We start from the raw sequence: 24,985 nt of genomic DNA, 5'->3' as shown, positions 1-24,985 counted from the left end.
CCGATCCCAGGCTCGTTGGCACCGCCCTACTCGTTTCGTTCACTGACACGCATCGGAGCGACGACTTTCTCCTGCCATCGTCGAGAAAGCCCATGTCGGGGCGAAGAGATTTCCGCCCTTGCTGTGTGACCGGAAGCATGCGCGCAATAGTCCAGGGCCTGGCGAAGTGCCGTGTCCACTCTGCGCAGAGAAATGCAATGCAGGTCTGCCACGTCCTGGCGGGTCATCTCTTCTATTCGCAGCGCAACGAGTACCGAACGATGCCGATGCGAAAGCCGCTGCATGGCCTGCTCGACGGCCTCCACGGCCGAGCGCGCCTCGGCGATGGCATCCGGGCCGGGCGCATGATCGACCAGGAGCTCAAGCGCTGCATCCAGTTCGCCCACGTACTGCCAGGGCCGATCGCTGCGCATGCGATCCATGGCCAGATTGCGAGCCGTTCGATAGACGTAAGCCCCGGGACTGCGCACAGGCTCCGATGCCGTCATATCGCCCAGACGCAGCCAGGCGTCGTGCAAGCACTCGCTGGCCTGATCGGAACAGCCGAGATCGCGAGCCAGCCGGCGATGCAGGTACGTGTAGTTCGCCGTCAGGAACGCGCGCAGCACAACGCCGGGGAGCTCGCCGTTCCCCGCGCCGAGACCGAATTCAATCGGGCGGACCGTCTCACTTGCCATGCCGCAACTTGGTCTTCTCGGCTTCGGTCAACAACGACATCACTGACGCGTCGAACTGATTGCCGTGTCCAAGGACCTGCACAGAGTTGGTAGGGTCGTATCGAAGCGAAGCGCTCGATGGCGAGTCGGGGCGTGGCTGCGACGATGTACCCGCACCTGCCGGAGACAGGCTTTCGTTGCCGAAGCCCAGCACCCGCACCGTGAAAACCGAGGGCAGGTTCTGCCGCGCGGCGGCCCGCTCCTGTCGCATGGACTCCTGCGCCGCCATGGCCGCTGCCGACGCCGCCGCGCTGGCGGTGGTCAGTGCCCCGATGTTCACCGCCGCCACGACCGGCAGCCCGGTCGTCTCGCCCTTGACCTGAATGTTGTCGGCATTGCGCACCTGCAGCGCGGCAATGTTGAGGTTGCTGGCGACCCGGATGCCGGCATCGCCCGCATCGATGGTGCCCCGGGGCGCGACCAGGTCCACGTCGCCCTCGCCCACGGTGCCGATGCCGGCGCCACTCATGTCGCGCTTTTCCTGCACGGTGATGTTGCCGTCTGCGTCCGCGGTGACTTCCGGCGCTTGCGGGATGCGCACGGTCTTGGCGCCGCGGCCGGCGTCGATGTCGCCCTGCGTGGACCACAACACCTGGTCGCTGCCCAGAGGCTCGGCTTGCGAGACGAAGGACAGGATGCGCGAACGATTCACGATGATGTCCCGGTCCGCGAACACATTGATCTGCCCCGGCGAGGCCAGCGTCACCAGGCCGTATCCGTCCGGCACCACCGCGCCCAGCCCCGCCGCCTGCAGGCCTCCGCCGGGGGTGAAGACGTTGATGTCGCCCCCCTGGTGGGTGCGCGCCGCCATCCGGGTCGCGGCGATGCTGCCCACGCCGGACCAGCTGCTGCGCCAGTTGTCCGGCAGATCCGCGGCGTAGCGAGTCGGCTGGCCTGCGGCCGTCGCACCGCGGAACAGCGTGTCGATGGCCGCGGAGCCGCGGCGATAGCCGCCGTTGAGCGGGCCGTTCTGCCCATCGACGTGGTTCTGGTCGCGCCCTCCTTCGCGCAGCTCATAGACGAAGACCTGGCGCAGGAACTGCTCGCGCACCAGAGGCGGCAGTTGCCGGTATTGCTCCCACGCCTGCTGCGGGCTCAGCTTGCCGTTCGCGTTGCCGGTCAGGCTGGCGACCTTGTCGGAACCGAGCACGCCTTCCACGAAGGACACCAGGCCCCGGCGCGTCAGCTTGGGCAGATCGCCGCGGTGGTCCACGCCGTCGGTCAGGTACAGCGGCGCCACCGTCCCGTCCGCCAGGGTGGTCTTCAGGTACTGCGGCATGGCGGCCACGTTGGCCGGGTTCAGGTAGGCCAACTCGAAGGCGTCGTAGCTGGCGGCCTTGTTCATGCCGGCCATCAGGGTGATGTCGGCGCCCTCGACGGGCAGGGCCTTGATGATGTTCGACTCCTCGCCGCGCGGCGTTGCCGACACGTAGTCCCAATAGCGATTGCCATTGGTGTACAGCGAAAAGTTGTTGCCCTGGATATCGCGCCCGGCCAGCAGCAGCAGCTCCCCCGGCCCTTGCAGCGCGGTGCGACTGCCCCTGTCGTAGTAGTACGAGGCCGCGCCTCCGCTGGTTCCCGCATAGGGATGCGACAGGAACCGGTTGGCGACAGCCAGGATGTCGTTGCCCGCCGCCAGCACCGTGCTGTCGGTGGCGCGCAGGTTTCGCGCGCTCAGCTCGAAGTTGCGGATGTCGGTGCCGGCCTGCACGCGCACCGATTCCGACGCGATCAGGTTCAGGTCGCTGATGGAGCCGGCCCCCGCGTAGAGGCGGCTGGGCACGAAGTCGTGCGCCTGCATCGGCAGTGTGTCCGGGTTGTCGAACAGCTCCACACCGTTCTGGCTGTTCGTCAGGAAGGTATTCGTCACCGAGAAGCCGCCATAGACCGACTTCAGCGGCGCTCCAAACGCCGACGCGCCGCCCAGCACGGTCGTGAGCCCTGTCCACGAACGCAGGATCGAGGGCCACTTGTCCAGCGTGGTCTGGGTCATGACGATGGCACCCGTGTTCAGCAGGCTGCTGCCGCGCAGGAAACGCAGGTCTTTGGCGGCCAGCAAAGACAGGTCGCTGGTGTTCGCCGGCGCCATCGGCAGCAGGCCTGCGATGTCGATGCTTCCGCTCAGGGCCGACACGCTCAGCTTGGCCGGGTACAGGCCCACCATGTCGGTCTGGAGCTTGGTGTCCGTCATGCCGTTCACCAGCTTGGTGGTGTTGCCCGTGTCGTTGCCTGCCACGTATTCCGACTGGTTTTCCAGGCGCACGTTGCCGCCGGTGGACACCAGCGTGACGGCGCTGCGCTCGGTATGGCTGCTCATGAACATCGCATGGCTGGCCCCGCCACTGGTGTCCTTGTCGGCCTGATCGATGTAGGCACGGCGTATCTGCATGGGGTCGATCACGGTCTGCAGGACCAGGTCGCCCAGCGTCTGCAGCTTGAGCGTGGCGTCCGACAGCGCCAGCACGGGCGCGATGTCGTAGGCGTAGGTGGCGCCGGACCCGTTGCTCGCTGTGCCGGTCATGACATAGCCGGCGGCGCTGGTGCCTGCGTCGATCTCTCCGGCGCCGCGGCCCACGTAGTACTGGCCGGCCTTCAAGGCGCCGCCTGCGCTCACCTGCAGCTGCCCGCCATTGCGCGTGACGATGGAGGCCGTGGCATCGCCGGCCGAACGCCCGCCCGTCACGCGCATGGTGCTGGGCAAGGCCACCACCAGGTTCACCAGGTCGCCGCCCGCCGACAGCTTCACGTTGCCGCCACCCAGCGCGCCCAGGCCCTGCTGGAAGCTGGCGTGGTTCACCCACCAGCTCGGTTGCTGGCCCCGGGCGGACATGACCGGCGCCCAGGTGTCGCCCATGTTGTACGCGTCGTAGTAGCCCGAGGGGCTGTCGAACTCGCCCCCGTAGCGTCCCTGGCGGAACAGCCATTCGGTCAGTATCTGGTCCGAACGCACGCCCTGCTGGGTCGGCGCGCGCACGCTGCCCTGGACCGCGACGTCCAGATGACCGCCTGCGGTGCCGTACTGGGCATCGACGCTGGCGGTGTCGAAGCCGCCACCCAAGGTGGGATCGGCCTCGGCCCGGCCCGCCGTGTACAGCGCGGACTCCTTGTGGGCGAGCACCAGGTCGCGCCCGGCACGTACCGTCAGGTCGCCGCTGCCCGTGCGCACCAGTTTGCCGGCGCCCGTCTCGGCGTCAGCCGTGCCCACCCGGATCGTGCCGGCATCGGTCGCGAGCGCACCCGGCGCGCGCGTGGCCAGTGCGTCGACCGAATTCAGGTCCGCGCCCGCCACCAGGCGCAGGTTCCACGACGCGGCCTGCTGCAGTCTCGCTGCCCTGCCCGCGCCGTTGTCGCGGCCCGCCACGTCGAAGCCGTCGCTCAGATGGCCTTCGATGTTCAGGTTGCCGCCGGCGCGCAGCGTCAGCGTGCCTTCGCGGTGCGTCGCACCGAAGCTGTCGAACAGATTCCAGTCGCGGCCCAGCCTCAGGTCGCCTGGGCTGGTGATCTCGATGCCCGCCGCCAACGTATAGGCGGCTGCATTGCCACCCAGCCTCGTCAGGATGCCGGTGTTGCCTGCAAAGGCATTGGCTTCGGTGATCGCCTGCGGGGCCACGGATTCCACCGTGCCGTCCGCGCTGGCATGGCGGCGCACGCCTTCGAGCACCGAGGAGCGCGCACCCTGCACTGCGGCGTTCAGCGCCGTGACGTTCAGGCCGTCGTTGCCTGCGGTGCGCTGCGCCCGCAGTCGCAGCTTGCCGCCTTCGCCGCCGCTCAGGTCCAGCGTGCCGCCGGCCAGGTTCAGTTGGCCGTCGACCGCTTCCAGGTCGATGCGGCTGCTGCCCAGGCCATCGATGGCGTCGGTGGCATGGGCCGCCAGCACCGCGCCAGGCTGCATCGTCAGCCCTGCCCCGCCGACCAGGCGGATGCTGCCGCCGTAGGCCGCGTTGGCCTCGACGCGCGCTGTGCCGTCGACAGAGATCACGCCGCGGTCGGTGATGACTTCGAAGTCGGACACCCGCGTGGTGCCCGCGATCGTCAGGTCGCCCTGGCGGACGCGGAACTGCCGCGACCGGCTGAAACCCGAATCGTTGAGCGTTCGCGCCAGCGCGCCGAAATCGTCCAGCCGATCGATGGCCAGCGCAAAGTTGCCACCGTTGCCGCCGGCACCGGCCTGCGCTTGCAGGGTGCCCCCGAAGTGGACCCGTCCGCCGGCCGATGCATCCACCGTCAGGCGGCCGGCGTCGCCACCGCGCGGATGGGCGGACAGGTCCAGCAGGCTTCCCGGAGCCAGGTCGATCAGGCCGCCTCGCGTCGCCAGGCTGATCTGACCGGCATCCACGTGCTGGGCCACGTCGAAGAAGACTTTCTCCAGGCCCCCCGCGTGCAGGCGGCCCGACTCTGCCAGCGTCAGGTTGCCCGTGCCGGCATCGACCGCAATGCTGCCGCCCAGCGCGAGCACCGGCAGCGCCACGGTCACGCCCTGGCCCGACAGGCTCAGACGCGCGCCCAGACTGGCGCGGCCCAGTCCTGCCAACTCCTGTGCATCCACCTGCGCGTCCTGCTGCAACACCAGTTGGCCCTGCGTTCGCAGGGCCTGGTCGGCGCCGGACAACCCTTGCAGCACCGGCGTGCGCAGCGTCAGCGCCGCCGTACCGGCGTCCAGGCCCCCGGTGCCTTCGCCGGCGATGCGCCGGCTGGCCGACAGCAGCACCTGGTCGAAGCCGGACATCGTCTTGTCGCCCACGCCCAGCACCAGTTCGTCTGCCGACAGCGCCAGGCGACCACCGCCGGTTCCCGCGCCGCTGAGCGACGCGCCCGTGTTTTGCAGCGTCAGGTGGGAGGCCTGCACCTGCACGGCATCGGCGCCATGCCCCCGCAGGGCTGCGGCGTCGAACACCACCTGCGCCAGGCCGCGCATGTCCAGCGAGCGATAGAAGTCCAGGCTGCCGTAGCTGTGCAGCGTCAATGACTGCGCGCGCGACAGCTGCGCCAGGGCGTCGGCGTCCAGCACCAGGCCACCGCTGCCTCCGCCGATGCCGATGCGGCTCGCGGCCACCGACAAGGCCTTGCCCGACAACTGCGCGCCGGCGGCCATCTCGGTGTTGTTGGTGGCGTCGAGCAGCAACGCCTCGCCGCCCTGCAGCAGCGCACCGGCGCCGATGCGCACCTGGCCGCCGACCGTGGTGTCCACGTTCTCGCGCAGCGCCCGCACGGCCTGGCCGCTGCTCACGCGCACCAGCGCACCCCAGTCCCTGGAAGGCGTGACGATGTGGTCGTCGCTGGTGTCGTTCGGCGTGTTGTTGTCGCTCCACACGGCCGCCACCTGCGGCTTGAGCACCAGGTTCGCCTCGTCGCCCGACGCCCGGCCGTTCGCGCGCAGCACGCTGCCCGACTCGATCGACACGGCATTCGCCGCGGCCAGGATCACCTCCGGGCCGCTCAACGCGGTGCCCGCCGTGTTGCGCAGCACCACATCGCTGGCGGCCACGTCCACTTGCAGGCCCCGCACATTGCCTGTGCGCGTGCCGCCCACCAGCAGGCTGCCCGCGCCGAAGCGCGTCAGGCTGCCGGCATCCACGACCAGGTAACCATCGGCGCGCAGGTCGCTGCTGTCCTGCCCCGCGCCGACGATGGCGATCTTGGCGGCGGCAATGTCCACCAGGCTGCCGCGCCCGCCCGCATCGGGTTGCGCGCGCAGCTCGCCGTCCAGCGTCAGGGCGCGGTCGGCCTTGAACACCACGGCGCCGCCATCGCGGGCCAGACGCGGGGTCACGACGTCCTGCCCCGTCAGGCGGTATTGCGTCAGCTTGAACGCATCCGATGAGAAGAAGGCGTTGCCCCGCGCCTCGTTGTATTCACTGACCTTGCGCACCAGGCTGCCGGGCAGCACGCGCCAGCCCGAAGCCGTGGCATCGCGCGCGCCACTGATCGTGTTCTGTTCCCGCCCGGCCACGATCGTCGAGCCATCACGCAGGCCGACCACCTCGCCACGGGACGCGGCCCATGCCGGCAAGGCCTGGCCCGTGCTCTGCACCGCAAAGGCGCCGGGCAGCAGCGCATAGCGTGCCGGCAGGAGCGTGTACCAGCCGGCGCCCAGGCCGCCGCCGGCCAGCCAGACCTTCTGGCCCGCTGCACCGCCCGCCACGGGCGACAGGCCCTGGTAGCCCGGCAGCACGGCGTACATGCCGGGCAGCGTCAGCACGTCATGCGAGCCGCCCGAGCCGGGCACGTGCTCCCACGCATGCAGATCGCCCCCGCCCGCGATGTCCACCACCGCGCCCGCGGCCATGGCCACATCGGGCGCTTGCAGGAGCACGCGCTTTTCCGGCAGCGACGACAGATAGCGGTTTTCGTCCAGGGAATTGGCATCGCCGGCGTTGGCACGATTGCGGCCCTGCGGGTTGGCCGGGTCCATCCAGTATTCGGCGTTGCGCAAGCTGCCGTAGAGCACGTCCAGGCCCGCACCGGACACCGAGGTCAGGCTGTTGGTGCCCAGCGTCAGGCGCTCGCCGGCATTCAGCGCAATCTGCCCGAAGGGCGCGCGCAGCACGCCGTCCTGCTCGATGACGGGCGCGTTCAGCGTCAGGCTGCCGCCGGCCGACAGAGGCGCCGCGGCACGCCCATTGCCGCGCACGGTGATGGACTGGTCCGAGTTGATTCGCGCCGTCACGGCCGTGGCCGGGTAGACCTGCGCGGCCTTGATCTGCAGCGCGCCACCCACGTCGAGCGTGGCCCTGAGCTGGGGGTCGTCGTAATCGGTGCCGCCTTCGCTGTAGGCCCCCGCCACGAAGCGCAGGTCGCCGGTTTCCAGCACCGTGCGTTCGAAGCCGCGCAGCTTGACGTCGACGGGCGACGCAGACTCGCCCTTCACACCCTTGCCTGCAATGTCGATGGCCTGGCTGGCCGACAGGATCAGTTCACCCGCATTGCGGGCCGTGGCGCCGGCCGCCCCGACCGCGCCCACCGCACCTGTCAGTGGGTTCAGTTGCAGATGGTTGGCGTGCAAGCGCACCACGCCGCCCAGCCCGTCGCTCTTGATGACCGGGGCGGTGATGCCCAGGCGACCCGCGATGCTCAGGTCGACGCCGCCGGCAAGCTGCACGCCCACTTGCGTGGAACGCAGATCGACCGCCGACAAGCCCGTGTCCTGCAGCGCCTTCGCCGATACGTGCAGGGTGCCATCGGAGGTGGCGATGTTGCCGATGTTGATCTTGTGGCTCAGTGCCGTTCCGGTTCCGCTCCAGAAATACTTGTTGAGCAGGTCGACCACCCGCTTGTCGATGCTCGCGTCGTGCTCCCACGGCGCCCTGTCGGCGCCTGGTCCCGCGGCAGGCGCCGCACCCGCGTCGAGGACGAGCCCCTTGCTGCTGGACACCGACGTCGGCAGCGTGGTGTTGATCGCGGTGCGCATGGCGCTGCTCATCTTGACGTCGCCGGCGTACTCGTCGCGCACGTCGAGGTTGCCGCTGGTGCCGATGATCCGCGCGTACTTTTCGCCGTTGAACGTGTACGTGCCGGTGGGGCTCTTGTAGTAGAGGAAGGAGCCGATGTCCGGCGCCACCAGATCCCCGGACGAACTACCGGCCGCGCTGGTGTCCGTGATGGACAAGGAGCCGCCCGCCGCCTGGGCATTGCCGCCGTGGGCGCGCAGCCTGGCATTCATGGCGCCGCCGGCCGCGGCCACCATCACGACCGCGCCGCCGTCGCTGCCCAGTTCCTGTTCCACGCGCCGCAGGGCGCCGAGCGCCCCCGTGCCGCGATCCCAATACGCCACCGTGCCCCGCGCGCCCGACACGTCGATCAGCGCACCCGCCTGCGCATCCAGCGTGCCGGCGCTCAGCGTGACCGTGCCGCCCGGCAGCACCCTGCCCTGGGGCAGGCGCATGGCCGGGTCGTGGAAGATTTGCGCCACCCCGGGCAGCAGCAACTCGGCCCCGTCGGCCAGCGTCAAGGTTTTCTTGGCGCGGATGTTCAGCGTCCCGGCCGGCGCCTGAAGGCGGCCCGCCACCACCACGGAAGCCTGCCCGGACCCGTCCGCGTCCAGCGAGATCGTGCCGCCGGTTTCTGTCTGGATGCTGGCGTTCGCGCCAATGCGGATGCCACCGCCGGTCGCGCCGGTCGCCAGCGACAGGCCGCCGGGCGCGCGCGCGGCGCGGCGCTGTCCGCTCAGTTCGTCCAGTGCTTTTGGGGCCAGCACATCGCCCAACGCGCCGCCGCTGGGCAGCGTGCGCAGCGTCGATACCGCGGCGGGCATGTCCCAGCTCGTGGGCTGGATGTGCACCTGTGCGCCTTCCGCGACCACGACGTCTCCGCCGAGCGAACGGATGCCGATCGTGCCGAAGCCGCGCTCGGCATACAGGGTCTGCGGCAGGTGCAGCGGCTTTGCCGCGCCCGATGCCTTCCCGCCCGTGCCCGCGAGTGTGGCGCCGCCCACCTGCACGTCGCCGATCGCCGTGAGGGTGAGCCGGGACGCATCGCCCCCCGACCAGCCGCGCAGGTCCAGCGTCTCGAGCGCCGTGTTGTCGAACGCCGTCAGGCTGATGGCCCCGCCGTTGCCCGCCTGCACCTTGCCTGCCTTGCCGCCCGACGCGAGACCGGGCAGCCAGCCGCCGCCGGACACGTCCAGCACCGCGCCGGCGGCCACGTCCACCTTGCCGTACACCGTGCCGAGGCCCTCTTTCATCGGGGTCCCCAGTGCAATCGAGCCAGCATGGATGGCGCGGCCCAGCGTGACGCCTTTGCCGGTGTCGTTGACCCACTGGCCCGCGACGCTCAGCAGGCTGTTGGCACCCAGGCGCAGCACGCTGTCCGCCTTGCCGCCGGCGCTCAGTGCAATGGAGCCACCCGGGGCGATGAGCTTGCCCTGGATGTCGAAATTCCCGGGGATGCCCTGGCCGTCGTAGACCGCGGCCGTGAAGCGCGCCCCCGGCTGGAGATTCACCACCGCGTTGTCTTCCAGCACGAAGCCGGTGTTGAGGTTCAACTCGATGGCGCCCAGGCCTGAATGGCTCAGCCCCGCGGCGGACAGCCAGGTGGTGCGGCCCACACCCGCGCCAGCGCCGGGGGATTGCCCTTCGGGCTCGGTCAGGAAGGCGTCTTTGCCCAGCGGGCTGTCGATGCTGAAACCCGCCGGGAGCAACGCGGGCTTGTCGCTGATGATGACCTGGCCCAGGGTCCACATGCCCTCTTGTGCCCGGTTGGAACCCACCGTCAGACGGCCGGCCCGAGGCAGCTCGGCCGCTTCCTGCACCCGGTCGCCGGGCTGCACCGAGCCCCTGAACTCACCCTCCAGAATGAAGGCGCTGCCGGCACGGATGTCGATCGAACCGGCATTGCGGCCTTCCTCGTAGCCCGGCTCCCAGCGCCGCCCCGACAACATCGGATTGACATAGGTCTGCGTGACACCCCAGCGCGCATGCGTGTGCTGGTACTGGCCCGCGATGCCCGTGTAGGTCATGTCCGCCGGAGCGGACGACATCGTGTAGCTGCGCCCGTCCGCGCCGCGCAGCAGGGTTTCCGTGTTCCAGCCGTCGCTGTAGCGCACCGAGCCGCCGGACACATCCAGGATGGAGCCCGGCCGCGTGATCAGCGAGCCATTGGACTGGATGGTGATGTCGCCGCCTCGCGCCGCCAGTTCGGACAGGCCGACCAGGCCGTTGCCCACCCAGCCCGTCACGTCCGCCAGCGGGGTGCCAACCCAGACGCCCTTGAGCGCCTTGCCGGACTCGTCGGTGACCCATTCGACGCCCGCCATCAGCCCCTTGAAGCTGCCCGACCTGCGTCGATCCACGATGACCTTCCTGCCGTACAGCCAGGTGTTCGCTTGCAGGTGGGAGTCGCGCAGTTCGTTGATGCGCAGTTCGGCCTCGACGAAGTTGCTGGCCATGTCCACCGGCATCTGCATCAGTCCCGCGGTACTGACGGTGGCGTGTTCACCGATGAGGATGCGGCTGCCGTCGCCCACCTGGGTGTTGCGCTGCAGGGCCGCCGGGTTGGCCTGGGCCTGGATGTCGATGTTGCCCGCGGCGGCGGTGACCTGGGCGCGGGTCTGCACGTCGATCGTCTTGCCGTAGAGCTCGATGCGCCCGGGCTGGTAGCGGTTGGCCAGCGAGCCGCTTTCGATTCGGGTGGTGTCCTGCCAGTCGTTGACGACCTGGGTGATGCTGTCCGGCCCCAGGGTCAGCGTGCCGCCCGACCAGGCCGCCAGGCGCGGGGCGTCGGCCGCAAGATTGATGTCGATGTTGTGAACGCCCTGCCCCCAGGCGCGCAGGCGGATGGAGCCCGTGCGGTTGTTCAGCGCGGTGCTGGCTTGCAGGATGCCGCCCTGGTTGATGTCGCGCGACACCATGGTGATGTCGCCGTGATCGGCCTGGATGATGCCGGTGTTGTGCACGCTGTAGCCGACCTGGGCCGCGCGCTGCTCCATCAGCGGCACGATGTCGGACACGATCCGACCGATGAGGTAGGGCTGGAAGGCGGGCGCTGTCTGTGGATTGATCAGGAACTTGGCCGGAAAGACCCAGGGCCGCACCGACGAGGTGACGGCATCGAAGCCGCGCACGGTGGGGCTGATTTCCTTGGCTTCCAGCCACACGTTTTCGCCGGCGCCCAGCAGCGTCTGGCCACTCGGCGTGCGGATGCTGCCCGCATTGCTGACCTTGGGCGCGAACATCAGCACGTGGCCCCCCTGGCCCGTGATCTGCGCACCGGCCAGCACCTTGACGTCGCCCGGCGGCTTGCCCGGATCGAAGGCCGGGCCCATGTCGGCGAACTGCACGTTCGCATCGGTCGGCATCTGCCTGGAGTTCTCGCCGAAGGTGGGAATCCCGACGCCCACTTCGAGGCCACTCCAGTAACCCGGGTCACCCGATTTCGCGCCCAGGCGCGTGTTGAGACCGGCCTTGAACTGTTCGTCGCTGAGCTTCAGGCTGGAGGCGACCAGGTTGCGCACGTTGACCTGGCTGCTGCCGGTGAACAGGATGCCGTTGCGATTGATGAGGTAGACGCTGCCCTCGGCCTCGATGCGGCCGGCGATCTGGCTGGGGCGGCCACTGGGGTCGTTGATGCGGTTGAGCGCGATCCACTCGTTGACGCCGGTCTTGGCGTGAGTGCCTGCACGCTGGTCGAACTTCACCGTCGTGTTCTTGCCGACATTGAAGGTCTCCCAGTTCAGGATGGCCTTGTCGGCGGTCTGCTCGATGGTGACCGTGGTCCTGCCGTTTGCTGCGGTCTGAACGGGGTCCTTGGCATTGAGCCAGCCGGCTGTCAGTGAATTCGTGTCGACCTTCAGGCCACCTTCGGCCAGGCCGTCCGGCGCGGATTCGCCGCTGGCCAGCGCCTCCGCCCGCTTCTGCGTCTGCAGCGCCTGCTGCGCGGCGATTGCGCGCGCGGCCAGGTTCAGGTTGTTGATGGAGGTCTGCAGCTGCTGGCTCGCCGCTGCCGATGGCTGCGTCGGGTTGAGCAAGCTGGACGCGGGCGCGCCGTTGGGCAGTCTGCCCGTTGCGATCGCGCCCGCCTGCGCCGCACCCTTGTCGGCGAACCACGCCGGACTGAACGCCCGCTGGGCGTGCGCGCTGCCGAGGACCCCACCGGCAGCCAGCGCCACCGCGATGGCCCGCGCGAGGGGCGCCATCCTGAAAACCTGCTGCGCCGCGCGCGCCGGTCGATTCTTTTCGTTGCACCCACTGATGGTCATTTCTCGTTCCCGCCGAAGTAAAGCCTGTGCCGAAGGGGCTGCGCGCGTCGCGTAGGCCAGCCCCATTCAAGAAGCCCCTGCGATGGCGATCGAAAAAAGCCAACGCGACAAGAGCCGTCAGTTCCTTGACGGGACGGAAACGTCGAATTCCAGAAGAATATTTTTGGCCTCGTTGCGGGCGCGCGCTTGCCGCTGCGGCCTCGGTCCGGAAAGTCCTTGCAGATCAACGGCGGGGACGCGCAGCACCTCGGCAAAGTCACGAAAGCTTCACAGTGGCTGCGCACGACAACCATGGAAAGCCGCGACATCGAGACAGGGTCACCACCCAGCCCCGGGGCCCACCTAGCTCAGGACCAGCACACCGGCGGGGAGCGACCGGGCGTTCAAACCGAAGGAGCGCTGCATCTGCAGCAATGCCAGATCGAGGCGGTCGAGCCTGAAGGTCGCGGTGACCGTTTTTCCCCGCAGCGAATCCACCATCAGGACCACACGACCGGGGCGGTAGCGATTGATCTCGTCCAGCACCACCGACAAGGGGGCCTGCTTGAACACGAGCTCACCGCGCCGCCAGGCAGAAGCCACCTCGGGGTCTGCGGCGGCGATGCCGCTGATCGAGTGATCGCGGTAGACCGCTTGCTGGCGTGCCTGCAGCAGACGGTCGCCGGCCGGATGCTCGATGCGCACGCGCCCTGCCAGGCAGGTCACGCACACCCGCCCTTCCAGGCGGCTGATCTCGAAGCGAGCCGATTCGCCAATGCTGCGGCCAGCGCCGGCCACGACGCTGAAGTGGCGCGCACTGGCCTGCATCTCGATCGCCGCTTCGCCGTTCAGCAACTCCAGCCCCTCGGCCTGGTCGTCCGAGGCCACCCGGCGGATGCTGGTGCGGGTGTTCAAGGTCACGCCGATCTGGTCGGACCACGCGATCGCACGCTGCTCGCCGGCGGCTGTGCGCCAGTCCGCACGCCATTCATTGGCCGTGGGCCACAACCCCAAGGGCGAATAGACCGCCACCCCCGCAACACCGGCCGCGGCGGCTGCGCCCGCCACGCCCAGGAAGGCCCGGCGGCTCGCCTCGGGCTTGCGCAGGGTCTCGCGATGAAGGGTCGCCGCTTCGGCGTCGGTGCGTACCAGCCTGTTCAGGGCGGGTTGAAGCACTCGCCACTGCTGCCGGGCCTCGATGAACGCCGCTTGATGCAAGGGACTTGCGTCACGCCAGCGGCGGAACGCCTGGGCCTCCCATTGTGTTGCGGCGCCCGAATGCAGCTTGCGCACCCAGGCGCGCGCGTCTTCGCGCAGCGTCTCGGGAAGCGTCGGTGATGGAGGGTGCGTCGTCATGTTGGTCTCAGGGGCCCCGTACTTGGTAGACGGTTGCCGACGCCACAATCCTCAAACTATTTCTTCGTGCCGTCATGAAGACCTGCCAGATCGCGGTTCCAGTCGCGAGAACAGAAAATCCTGTGCGGCTTTCAGTTCGTACTCGACGGTCCGCACAGGAATGCCAAGCCGCGTGGCCACGTCCCGCTGGGACCAGCCCTCCAGGCGAACCAGCAGCAGGATTTCGCGGCGGCGCGGCGGCAGGCGCGACAGAAGGCCATCCAGCGCCTCCAGCTGCGAACGGGCTTCGGCGACCTCGGCGGGACCGGGCGCCGGGTCCGGCAGCTCATTCATCAGCATCTCGATGTCGTCCGACAGCAAGACCTGACTCTGCGCGCGCCGGACATCGATGGCCAGGTTGACCGCCATGCGCAGCAGATACGCCTGGGGCGTGGCAATGGGGCCCACCATGGGCTGGCTGCGCTCCAGCTTCAGCCAGGTTTCGTGCAAGGCGTCTTCCGCCAGTTCGCGATTCCCCAGCCGCACGGCCAAGCGTTGCTTGAGCTGATCGTAGCGTTGCACCAGGAAGCTGCGCAGCAGCGGGATGACGTTCTCCGTCATGCGTCAGTGCACCGTGGCACAGCGGGGTCCGGGCAACACATCGTGCGGAAGGATGGCCAGAGTGAGCGGCAGCGCCAGGCCTGCTGGCGGGGGGCCATCCATCTTCAGATTTGCCAATGCCGCGAGCATGGCGGCGTCCCGCCCGGGATCTCCCGAAGACGACACCAGGCTTGCGTGGCTGATGCTGCCCGACGCGGCCAACTGCAGTTGCAGGATCGAGCGGTAGTGGCCGGGGGCCGTACGAAGATCAGCACACAACGCGTCCCAGACACGGGCCTGAACCAGGGCGTCGTACCTGCGTTGCAAACCGGCGGTCGACGCAACCACAGGCGCCGCTGCGACGCGCTTCAGTATGAAAGCACCGGAACGCTGCGTGTCCACGTCATCCGCGGTGAAACCTGCGCCGGCGAGCAAGGCTCGCAAGGCTGCAAGCGACGTATGGCGCCCTTGCACCGGGGCGGATATGCGCCCAGCCACCCACTCGTCGATGAACATCACCGATCGCCCCGACACCGCACCGAATTGCGCCAAGGCGGCCGCCAATGGCTGCGCCGGCAAATCGAAGTCCAGCATCTGCGATGCGGACGAAGCGCTGGTGGCGGGATCTGCTGCCTGCACGTCAGCGCCTGCGGCCACTGCCTTCGCTGTCGATATCCAGGCGATGCAGACGACGCAAATTGCGGTGCAAGTCAGGCCAGAGGCAAAGGCTCGCACGCGCCTGTCGTCCTTGCCCCGGCCCGAGTCCCGTACAACAACTCGCCCACAATCACCATGCACAGAAGTCGACAAGGAAGAAGAGGAACGGATCAGCAAGCTTGTGGACGGTATTTCAACTCCTGCAAGGATCACATTTGCGAATGACGGTCTCGTGACGGCCGGCATGGCAGCCCACTCACGGTGTCGCTGGACGCGGCGATCACTCTTCCACCTGCACCGCATTGCGCCCCAGATCACGCAGCGCCTGCATGTCCAGAACGGTCACTCCGTTGTACTCCGAGCGAACCAACCCCATGTCTTCAAGCGCCCGCATTTCCTTGTTGATGGATCTGCGGGTCAACTGCAGCATGTCGGCCAGATCGTGCTGCGTCAGCCGCAGGCGCAAACTCTGCGTGTGCAGGTCCATGCCGTAGGTCGATACAAGCCTGCTGATCGCCGCCGCGAGACGCTGGCGCGCATTGCCCGTCAGCTGGTCCAGCACTGTCGTGAAGATCTGGCGATGCTGCCTCGACAGGACGCCGGCAATATCCCTCCAGAGCAAGGCATCGGAGCCCAGCGTGTGGAACACCACCGACGCCGGGAGATGAACAACCACCGCGTCATCGTGCGCACGATATCCATGCAGCACATCGTCGTCAGGATTCAGTCCACGCGAAATACCGATGACCAACCCCGGCCCAAGAATGGCAATAGGAGCATGCGCACCGTCGGATCTCACTCGACTTGCCATGACGTGGCCCGAAACCACAGCCAATATCTCCGGCTCACCCAGCGCTTCGCTATGCACCAAGTCGCCGCGCACGTGCCGTTGCAGTCGCGCTTCTGGCAGCAGCCGCTCCAGAAGCTTTTCGGGCCAGGTCGAAAAAACATCCGTCGCTCCAAAGGCTTGCCTGATCAGTGCCAGGCATTCGGACCTTTCCTTTGAAATCTTCACGGTGTGCACATCCTTGCGCGACCCGCTCGATCAATCCCAGACACCGCTGATGCCGGCGCGCACGCCGACGGTGCCGGCCGATGTTGCGGTCACCCCGCCGCTCACGCTCCAGCGGCCGCTTTCGGCTGTCTTGCGCAGCGAGGCGCCCACGGCCGTCTGCCCCTGGTAGTGGCCCATGCCGGCCGCATACGAGACCTTGCCAGGTATATAGGGCGCGCTCTCCAGCGCCATCGCGGCCGCCGTGCCGGCGTACGACTTCTTCTCGATGTTCTTCATCGCGTTGCCCAGCTGGTTGACGCGTGCGTCCGTGTAGTTCATCGACGCGGCGGCAGCGCTGTTGAGCTGGTTCAGGTTGACCGCATCGTTCCCCCGCACCCCCGGTGCCACGTTGGAAATGCGCGTGCCGTCGGGTGCCTGGCCGTTGCCCATCGTGATCTGCCCGTAGTTGGTGCTGCCGTCGGCGTTGGTGTCGTACTGCACGCTGCCGGCCTTGACTGCACTGGCCGCGGCCTTCAGTTGCGACACGTTGGTCGCATCGCTGTCGGCTGTGCCCGCAGCCACGCCGGTGATCTGGCGGAACTGGCCGTTGCCGGCGTCTCCCACCGACACGGCTCCTTGCGTGCCCTTCGTCGCCCGCACGGCCGAAGCCTGCTGCGCGTCAGCACCTTCCGGTACATAGCCGGCCACGCCCGCCGCGGTCGAGGCGACCGAGCCTGCCCCCAGTGCGACGCCGCCCGTCTGTTGCACCACTGCCTTGAAACCGATGGCCGTGCCGCTGGCCGACGTGGCCTGCGCGCCCGAACCCACGGCCACGGACGAAGCACCGCTGGCCACCGCTTGCGGCCCCACGGCCACCGCGTCGGTGCCGCCAGCCGTTGCATCGGGCAATGTCGAATTGGCGCGGAAGTACTTCATGCCGCCGCCGTTGATCGCGTTGTTGACCGTGGTGAGGTTGTCGTTCACCGAGCCCAGCGCACCGCCCACGTTGTCGTAGGTGTTGCCCTGAACGGTGTAGCTCGGCGCCTTGCCTTCGTTCAGATTCGCGCCGCCGCCCAGGTGGTTCGACATGGTGGTCTTCGCGGCATGGAGCTGCGCGCCGTTGACGGCATCGGTCGACTTGTCGTTCAGTGCTCCTTGCGCCACGTTGCCGAGCCGGGTGCCACCGGTCTTGCCGCCGTCCGTGGAGGTCGTGCCGCCCATCGTCACCGCGCCTTTATCGGCACCGTCGTACTGGACCGAGTTGTTTGCCGTGTTCGCCACTTCCTGCAGCTGGCCGAAGTTGACGGCATCGCCGGCGCCAGTGCCGTTGGCCACATTGGTCACGCGCTGCGCCGCGCCAGGGTTGGCAGCCGTTCCGTCCTTGCCCGCCAGCACCAGCTCGTTGGCGTTGTCGGTGCGCTGAAGCGGGCCGACCTTGCCGTCGTTGATATTGGTGCTCAGGTTCTTCAGGTCGTTGCCGAGATTCGTGACGTTCTGGTTGGTCGCGAACAGCTGGCCGCCGTTGACCGCGTCCTTCGAACCCTCGGCCAGGTTGCCATCGGCCACGTTGCCCAGCTTCACGGGGTCGATCGAAGGCGTCTTGCCGTCGGCGCCCATGCCGCCCAGCGTGATGCTGGACTTTCCTGGCGTGCCGTCCGCACCCTTGTCGTACTGCACCGAGTTGTCCGCCTTCGTGCCGACCGTTGCGACCGCTTCGCTGACCGCGTGCAGCTGGCTGCCGTTGACCGCATCGGTCGACGTGCTGGACAACTCGCCGTTCTTCACGTTGGTCAGCTGTTGCGCGGCGCCTGGGGCAGCGCCCGTGGCGCCCGGTGCGACCAGCGCAAGCTGGTCGTCCTTGCCGGTTCGCTGGACCGGACCGACCGCGCCGTTGGAGACCACCACGCCGAGGTTGTCGAGCGCCCCCTGCACCGTCGTCGCGCTACCGCCGCCGACCGTGGTGAAGGCCGAAGGGGTGTAGATGCCGCCGACATAGGTGCCACCGAGCACGTTGGCGATGCCGGTGCCCAGCGTGTTCAGCTGGCCGCCGTTGACTGCATCTTTGGAGCCCGCAGCCACGTTGCCGTCGGCCACGTTGGCCAGCTTCACGGGTGCCGTTGCCGGCGTTTCGTCCGCATTGAGGCCGCCCAGCGTGATGCTGTCCTTGCCCGGTGCGCCGTTCTTCGCGTCGTACTGCACCGCGTTGTCGGACTTGGCTTCCACCGCCTTCACTTGGTCCATGTTGGCCGCGTCCGTGCCATTCGTGCCTGCACCCACGTTGGTGACCGGCTTGCCACCGGCATCGATGCCGGCCGTGGTCACGCTCGGGCCCGCCTTGCCATCCGCTCCGATCGTCGTCAGGCCGTTGGCACCAAGCGTCGCGCTGGCACCAGGGTTGCCCGGCGTGCCGTTGGTCGCGGTCACCGACTCGAAAGTCGGCGTCTTCGACACGTCCACCTTGATCTGGTTGCCAGTGCGAATGACCGTGGTGTTGCTGCCGCTGACGAAGTCGACTGTGGCGCCCGGGGCGATCTGCTGCGGCGTGGCTTCACCGTTGGCACTCAGGTTCCAGCCCTTGCCCGCCAGTTGGTTCACCGCGCCCAGAGCGCTGCCCACATCGTTGAAGCTGCCGCCCGCAACGTTGTACGTCGGTGCCTTGCCACGTGCCACATCCGCGCCGCCACCCAGGAACGTGTTGGTGTTGGTGTTGGTCGTGTTGAGCTGGCCGCCGTTGACCGCGTCCCTGGAGCCCGCAGCCACATTTCCGTCGGCCACGTTGGCCAGCTTGACGGGGTCTGTTGCCGGTGTGCCGTCGGCGTTCTTGCCGCCCAGTGTCAACGCGCTCTTGTCAGGCGTGCCGTCCGCGTTCTTGTCGTACTGCACCGCGCTGCCAGCCAGTGCGTCGAGTTGACCGACATTGGCGGCATCGGTCGGCGCCTTGCCGTTCGCCACGTTGCTCAGCACTTGGGCGTTGCCCGGTGCATCACCCGTCCCGCCTGGCGCGACCAAGGTCAGTTGATTGGTCTTGCCAGGAACAGCCTGGACCGGCCCGATGGTGCCATTGCGAATGCCGTCGCCCAGATTGGTGACGTTCTGGTTCGTGGTGTTCAATTGGCCGCCATTGACTGCGTCCTTCGAACCCGCAGCCACGTTGCCGTCAGCCACGTTGGCCAGCTTCACGGGCGCCGTTGCAGGCGTGCCGCCGGCATTGAGGCCGCCCAGAGTAATGCCGTCCTTGCCTGGTGCGCCATCCTTCGCGTCGTACTGCACGGCGTTGCCAGCCTTGGCTTCCACGGCCTTGACTTGGTCCACATTGGCTGCATCGGTGCCGTTCGTGCCTGCACCCACGTTGCTGATCGGCTTGCCGCCAGCGTCGATACCAGCCGTGGTCACGCTCGGGCCCGCCTTGCCGTCCGCTGCGGTCGTCGTCAGGCCATCGGCGCCCAGCGTTGCGCTGACGCCAGGGTTGCCCGGCGTGCCGTTGGTCGCGGTCACCGACTCGAAAGTCGGCGTCTTCGACACGTCCACCTTGATCTGGTTGCCAGTGCGAATGACCGTGGTGTTGCTGCCGTTGATGAAGTCGACAGTGGCACCCGGGGCGATCTGCTGCGGCGTGGCTTCGCCGTTGGCACCCAGGTTCCAGCCCTTGTTCGCCGTCGCGCTTACTGTGTCGAGTTGGCCGCGGTTGACCGCATCGTTCGGCGCAGTGCCGTCGGCGACGTTGCCCAGCACCTGCGCATTGCCAGGTGCAGCACCGGTCGCGCCTGGTGCCACCAGTGTCAATTGGTCGGTCTTGCCAGGGACGGCTTGTACCGGTCCGATGGCGCCGTTGCGAATGCTGTCGCCCAGATTGGTGACGTTCTGGTTCGTGGTGTTCAACTGGCCGCCGTTGACCGCGTCCTTCGAACCCGCAGCCACGTTGCCGTCCGCCACGTTAGCCAGCTTCACCGAAGCCGTCGCCGGTGTGCCGTTGGCATTCAGGCCACCGAGCGTGATGCCGTCCTTGCCCGGCTTTCCATCCTTCGCGTCGTATTGCACGGCGTTGTCGGCTTTGGCCTCTGCCGCCCTCACCTGCGCCACATTGGCCGCGTCCGTGTCTTTCTCGCCTGCCCCCACGTTGGTGAGCGGCTTGCCGCCAGCATCGATGCCGGCCGTGGTCACGCTCGGGCCCGCCTTGCCATCTGCACCGGTGGTCGTCAGACCGTTGGCGCCCAGCGTCGCGCTGGCACCAGGATTGCCCGGCGTGCCGTTCGTCGCAGTCACCGATTCGAAGACTGGCGTCTTCGACACGTCTACCCTGATCTGGTTGTCGGTGCGCGTGACCGTCGTGTTCGAGCCGTTGATGAAGTCGACCGTGCCGCCCGGGGCGATCCTCTGTGCGGCAGCGCCCTCGCCGTTGGCGCTCAGGCTCCATCCCTTGTTGGCCGTTTCGCTCACCGCGTTCAGCTGGCCGCCATTGACTGCGTCCTTGGAATCTGCAGCCACCTTGCCATCGGCCACGTTGCCGAGCTTCACAGGCGTTGCGGGCTTGCCATTCGTGTCCAATCCACCCAGCGTGATGCTGTCCTTGCCCGACGTGCCGTCGGCGTTCTTGTCGTACTGCACCGCGCTGCCTGCGAGCGCGTCGAGCTGGCCGCGATTGACTGCATCGGTCGGTGCTGTGCCAGCCGCCACGTTGGCCAGTTTCACCGGCGTCGTTGCCGGCGTTCCGTTCGCACTGACGCCACCCAGCGTCACTGCGCTCTTGCCTGCACCGTCGTACTGCACCGAGTTACCGCCACTCGCAGCCATCGCCTTCAATTGACCCACGCTGGCTGCATCGGTGTCCTTCTCGCCCGCGCCCAAGTTGGCGATGGGTTTGCCTGCCGCATCGATGCCTGCCGCTGTCACGCTCGGACCTGCCTTGCCATCCGCGTCGATGATCGTCAGGCCCTTGGCGCCCAGCGTGGCACTGCCGGTGCCGGGCGTGCCGAGCACCCCACTGCCCACGGTCACCGAATCGAAAACGGGCGTCTTCGAAACATCGACCTTGATCTGGTTGCCGATGCGCGAGACCGATGTGTTGCTGCCGTTGCCGAAGTCCACCTTGCCACCGGGGGCGACGTTCAATGCGTCGAGGCCATTGGCGCTCAGGTCCCAGCCCTTGCTGGCCGTCGCGCTCACCGTGTCGAGCTGACTGCGATTGACGGCATCGTTCGGTGCCGAACCGGCCGCTACATTACCCAGCACCTGTGCGTTGCCGGGGGCGACGCCGGTGGCACCCGGTGCAACCAGCATGAGTTGGTCCGTCTTTCCGGGGACGGCCTGCACCGGACCGATTGCGCCAGTGCGGATGTCGTTGCCCAGGTCGGACACGTTCTGGTTCGTGGTGTTCAACTGGCCGCCGTTGATGGCCTCCTTCGAACCCGCAGCCACGTTGCCGTCGGCCACGTTGGCCAGCTTCACGGGTGCCGTTGCCGGCGTTTCGTCCGCATTGAGGCCGCCCAGCGTGATGCTGTCCTTGCCCGGTGCGCCGTTCTTCGCGTCGTACTGCACCGCGTTGTCGGACTTGGCTTCCACCGCCTTCACTTGGTCCATGTTGGCCGCGTCCGTGCCATTCGTGCCTGCACCCACGTTGGTGACCGGCTTCCCGCCAGCATCGATGCCGGCCGTGGTCACGCTCGGGCCCGCCTTGCCATCCGCTCCGATCGTCGTCAGGCCGTTGGCACCAAGCGTCGCGCTGGCGCTGCCGGGCACACCGGGCGTGCCGCTCGCTGCTGTCACCGAATCGAAGACTGGCGTTTTCGAGACATCCACCTTGATCTGGTTGCCAGTGCGAATGACCGTGGTGTTGCTGCCGTTGATGAAGTCGACGGTGGCGCCCGGGGCGATCTGCTGCGGCGTGGCTTCACCGTTGGCACTCAGGTTCCAGCCCTTGCTGGCCGTTTCGTTGACTGCGTCGAGTTGCCCCCGGTTGACTGCGTCGTTCGGCGCCTGACCAGCAGCCACATTGCCCAGTACCTGCGCATTGCCGGGAGCCGCACCGGTCGCACCCGGCGCAACCAGCGTCAGCTGGTCAGCCTTGTCGGGGACCGCCTGCACTGAACCGATCGTGGCTGCCGCGATGCTGTCGCCCAGCTTCGTGACGTTCTGGTTCGTGGTGTTCAACTGGCCGCCGTTGACCGCGTCCTTCGAGCCCGCCGCCATGTTGCCGTCAGCCACGTTGCCCAGCTTCACGGGCGTGGTCGCGCCTGTGCCGCCCAGCGTCACGGCGCTCCTGCCAGCGCCGTCGTACTGCACCGAATTTCCGCCATTCGCGGCCATCGCCTTCATCTGGCCCACGTTGGCTGCATCGGTGTCTTTCTCGCCGGCGCCCACGTTGGCGAGCGGCTTGCCGCCGGCATCGATGCCAGCGGCAGTCACGCTCGGGCCGGCCTTGCCGTCCGTGCCGACAGTCGTCAGGCCATTGGGCCCCAGCGTGGCGCGACCAGTGCCGGGCGTACCAGGCACACCGCTGCCCACGGTCACCGAGTCGAATGTCGGCGTCTTCGACATGTCCACCCTGATCTGACTGCCGGTACGCGAGACCGTCGTGTTGCTGCCGTTGATGAAATCGACGGTGCCACCCGGAATAATTTTTTGCGGCGCGGCTTCGCCGTTGGCGCTAAGGCTCCAGCCCTTGCTGGCCATCTCGCTCACCGCGTTCAACTGGCCGCCGTTGACCGCGTCCTTCGAGCCCGGTGCCACGTTGCCATCGGCCACGTTGGCCAGCTTCACTGAAGCCGACGCCGGCGTGCCGTCGGCGTTCGCGCCGCCCAACGTCACCGTGCTCTTGCCCGGTGTGCCATTGGCGTTCTTGTCGTACTGCACGGCGTTGTCGGCCTTGGCCTCCACGGCTTTCACCTGCGCCACGTTGGCCGCATCGGTGCCGTTCGTGCCCGCGCTCACGTTGGTGACCGGCTTGCCGCCTGCATCGATGCCGGCCGTGGTCACGCTCGGGCCCGCCTTGCCGTCTGCTCCGGTGGTCGTCAGGCCGTTGGCGCCCAGCGTCGCGCTGGCACCAGGATTGCCCGGCGTGCCATTGGTCGCGGTCACCGACTGGAAGGTCGGTGTGCTGGACACGTCCACCTTGATCTGCTTGCCGTTGCGAGTGACCGTGGTGTTGCTGCCGTTGATGAAGTCGACGGTATCGCCCGGGGCGATCTTCTGCGCGGCGACGCCCTCGCCGTTGGCGCTCAGGTTCCAGCCCTTGTTGGCCGTCTCGCTCACCGCATTCAGCTGGCCGCCGTTGATCGCGTCCTTCGAGCCCGCGGCCACGTTGCCGTCAGCCACGTTGCCCAGCTTCACAGGTGCCGTGGCCGGCGTGCCGCCCAGGGTCACGCTGCCCTTGTTCAGCGTGCCGTCCGCGTTCTTGTCGTACTGCACCGCCGCGGTGGACGCCGCCTGCAGTTGGCTGACATTGACCGCATCGGTCCCGGCGCCGCCAGCCGCCACGTTGGTGACCCGGCGCTCGCTGCCGCCCGATCCCACGGAGACCTCGCCGGCCGGCGTGGCGCCCGCAATCGCGGCGCCCTTGAAAGGCGTGTGGGCTGCGGTGGACTGCAGCGCGGCCAGCGTGGCCGATGTCTTGCTCGACGAGCCCAGCGCAATGCTATCGCTGTAGCTCGCGTTGGCGTTGGCACCGATCGCCGCAGCGCGATCACCCGTGGCATTGGCGTTCGTACCGATGCCAATGGCATTCGCTCCTGAAACCGCTGCACCATCACCCTGCGCGATGCCGAACGCGCCGCTCGTCGTCGCGCCACGGCCGAGGGCAATGCCCGAAGTGGCCCCGGAAGCAACGCGGGACTGGCCACCGATGGCAATCGAATCGGCCGCAAGCGCGGCCGCCCCGCCGGAAGCATTCGATCCGACTGCGACAGATCCACTTCCGACTGCATGCGATGTCCAGCCATAAGCCAGGGCACGGTCTCCCGCGGCGTTCGCTCCAGAGCCGATGGCAACGCCGCGATCCCCGGTGACAGACGCAAGCACGCCAATCGCCACGCCTCTTGTCGCACCATTGAGACCACTTTGTGCGTTGCCGCCAATGGCGATTGCGCCGTAGGCAAAGGCTTGCGCCTGGACGCCGAACGCGGTGGCGTAGCCCTTCGCCTGCGCCCCGTTACCAAATGCCGTCGCAGGCGCCTGCACCGACTCGCCAGTGGCAAGTGAATTGGTGCCGAAAGCCATGTCGTTGCCTCCGGTGGCATTGGCATTTATGCCGATGGCCACGGCATTGCCCGCTGCTGCGTTGGTGTTTGAGCCTATGGCCACGGCATTGCTTCCTGCTGCGTTGGCGTTTACGCCCATGGCCAAGGCATTGCCCCCTGTCGCACTAGACCGTCCACCCAATGCGATGCTGCTCACCCCCGAGGCGAGGGCCCCTGCATTTGCCACGGCACCAGTCGCAGTTGCGTCGTACGCGCCACCGATCGCAATGGCGCCAGCCGCGCTCGCCGAGGTGCCCGTGCCGATCGCCACCGAACTCTCTTGGGTGGCATTCGAGTTGCGTCCAACGGCGACGGACCGATTGCCCGACGCGACAGCTGCATTGTTGTTTTCGCTGTTGTCTGCGCCGTTGCCGCCACCGATGGCCACCGAAGACTCACCGGTTGCCTTGGTGCCGCTACCGAGTGCCGACGTTCCAGCCCCAGCCGCGCTGGACTCCCCGCCTACTGCGATGGCGTTGCGCCCATTTGCACTCGCATTGGTCGAAGACCCAGACGGGCTCACGGTGATTGCACCCGTACCCGGCGTTCCCACTGCTTCAAAGTCTCCAGCCGCAAGTGCTTCCGAAGAAAACCCTGCTACGCCAGCCAGAACGACGAGCGCCGTGGCAATGGCGGCGCCCGAACGGCTGCGCTTGCCGCGCCCCTTGGTGACTTCAGAAGCGGCGACCCAGGCTCCGAGCGACTCGTTCCAGATGGATTTGTATGACGTGTTCATTGGATTGGCAGCCACGCTGCGAAAAGAAGAAGAAAAAGAGAAAAG

General features: G+C 67.8%; 7 protein-coding genes. All 7 read right to left on the bottom strand.

The features are described 5' to 3' along the window. Positions 1-26: 26 nt before the first annotated feature. A complete protein-coding gene (locus tag ACSFB7_RS30765) occupies positions 27-677 on the bottom strand; it encodes an RNA polymerase sigma factor (protein WP_435476123.1) in 651 nt (216 codons plus the stop codon). Beyond that, positions 667-12,345: a filamentous haemagglutinin family protein gene (locus tag ACSFB7_RS30760; protein ID WP_435476122.1), complete on the bottom strand. Its 11,679-nt coding sequence runs from the start codon at positions 12,343-12,345 to the stop codon at positions 667-669. The genes ACSFB7_RS30765 and ACSFB7_RS30760 overlap by 11 nt, the downstream gene beginning before the upstream one ends. A gap of 405 nt (positions 12,346-12,750) precedes the next feature. Continuing rightward, positions 12,751-13,743 carry a FecR family protein gene (locus ACSFB7_RS30755; RefSeq protein WP_435476121.1) on the bottom strand — a complete coding sequence of 331 codons (993 nt, stop codon included), beginning with the start codon at positions 13,741-13,743 and terminating at the stop codon, positions 12,751-12,753. A 72-nt stretch (positions 13,744-13,815) separates the two neighbouring features. Then, positions 13,816-14,343, bottom strand: a complete 528-nt coding sequence (locus tag ACSFB7_RS30750) for an RNA polymerase sigma factor (protein WP_435476120.1) — start codon at positions 14,341-14,343, stop codon at positions 13,816-13,818. 3 nt (positions 14,344-14,346) lie between these two features. Beyond that, a complete protein-coding gene (locus ACSFB7_RS30745; protein WP_435476119.1) occupies positions 14,347-15,057 on the bottom strand; it encodes a hypothetical protein in 711 nt (236 codons plus the stop codon). Between the two features lie 202 nt (positions 15,058-15,259). Continuing rightward, positions 15,260-15,994, bottom strand: coding sequence for a Crp/Fnr family transcriptional regulator (locus ACSFB7_RS30740; protein WP_435476118.1), 735 nt, complete (start codon positions 15,992-15,994; stop codon positions 15,260-15,262). 30 nt (positions 15,995-16,024) lie between these two features. After that, positions 16,025-24,940, bottom strand: a complete 8,916-nt coding sequence (locus tag ACSFB7_RS30735) for an ESPR-type extended signal peptide-containing protein (protein WP_435476117.1) — start codon at positions 24,938-24,940, stop codon at positions 16,025-16,027. Positions 24,941-24,985 lie beyond the last annotated feature (45 nt).

This window comes from Variovorax raffinosi (assembly GCF_051216615.1).
Classification (GTDB): Bacteria; Pseudomonadota; Gammaproteobacteria; order Burkholderiales; family Burkholderiaceae_C; genus Variovorax.
The sequence above is the reverse complement of the archived record's forward strand: the minus strand, read 5'-3'. Positions and strand labels throughout refer to the sequence as shown.

What these genes read in the sequence shown, in the direction of transcription:
- ACSFB7_RS30765 (WP_435476123.1), bottom strand. Translation starts at nt 677, where the DNA reads ATGGCAAGTGAGACGGTCCGCCCGATTGAATTCGGTCTCGGCGCGGGG.
- ACSFB7_RS30760 (WP_435476122.1), bottom strand. Translation starts at nt 12,345, where the DNA reads ATGGCGCCCCTCGCGCGGGCCATCGCGGTGGCGCTGGCTGCCGGTGGG.
- ACSFB7_RS30755 (WP_435476121.1), bottom strand. Translation starts at nt 13,743, where the DNA reads ATGACGACGCACCCTCCATCACCGACGCTTCCCGAGACGCTGCGCGAA.
- ACSFB7_RS30750 (WP_435476120.1), bottom strand. Translation starts at nt 14,343, where the DNA reads ATGACGGAGAACGTCATCCCGCTGCTGCGCAGCTTCCTGGTGCAACGC.
- ACSFB7_RS30735 (WP_435476117.1), bottom strand. Translation starts at nt 24,940, where the DNA reads ATGAACACGTCATACAAATCCATCTGGAACGAGTCGCTCGGAGCCTGG.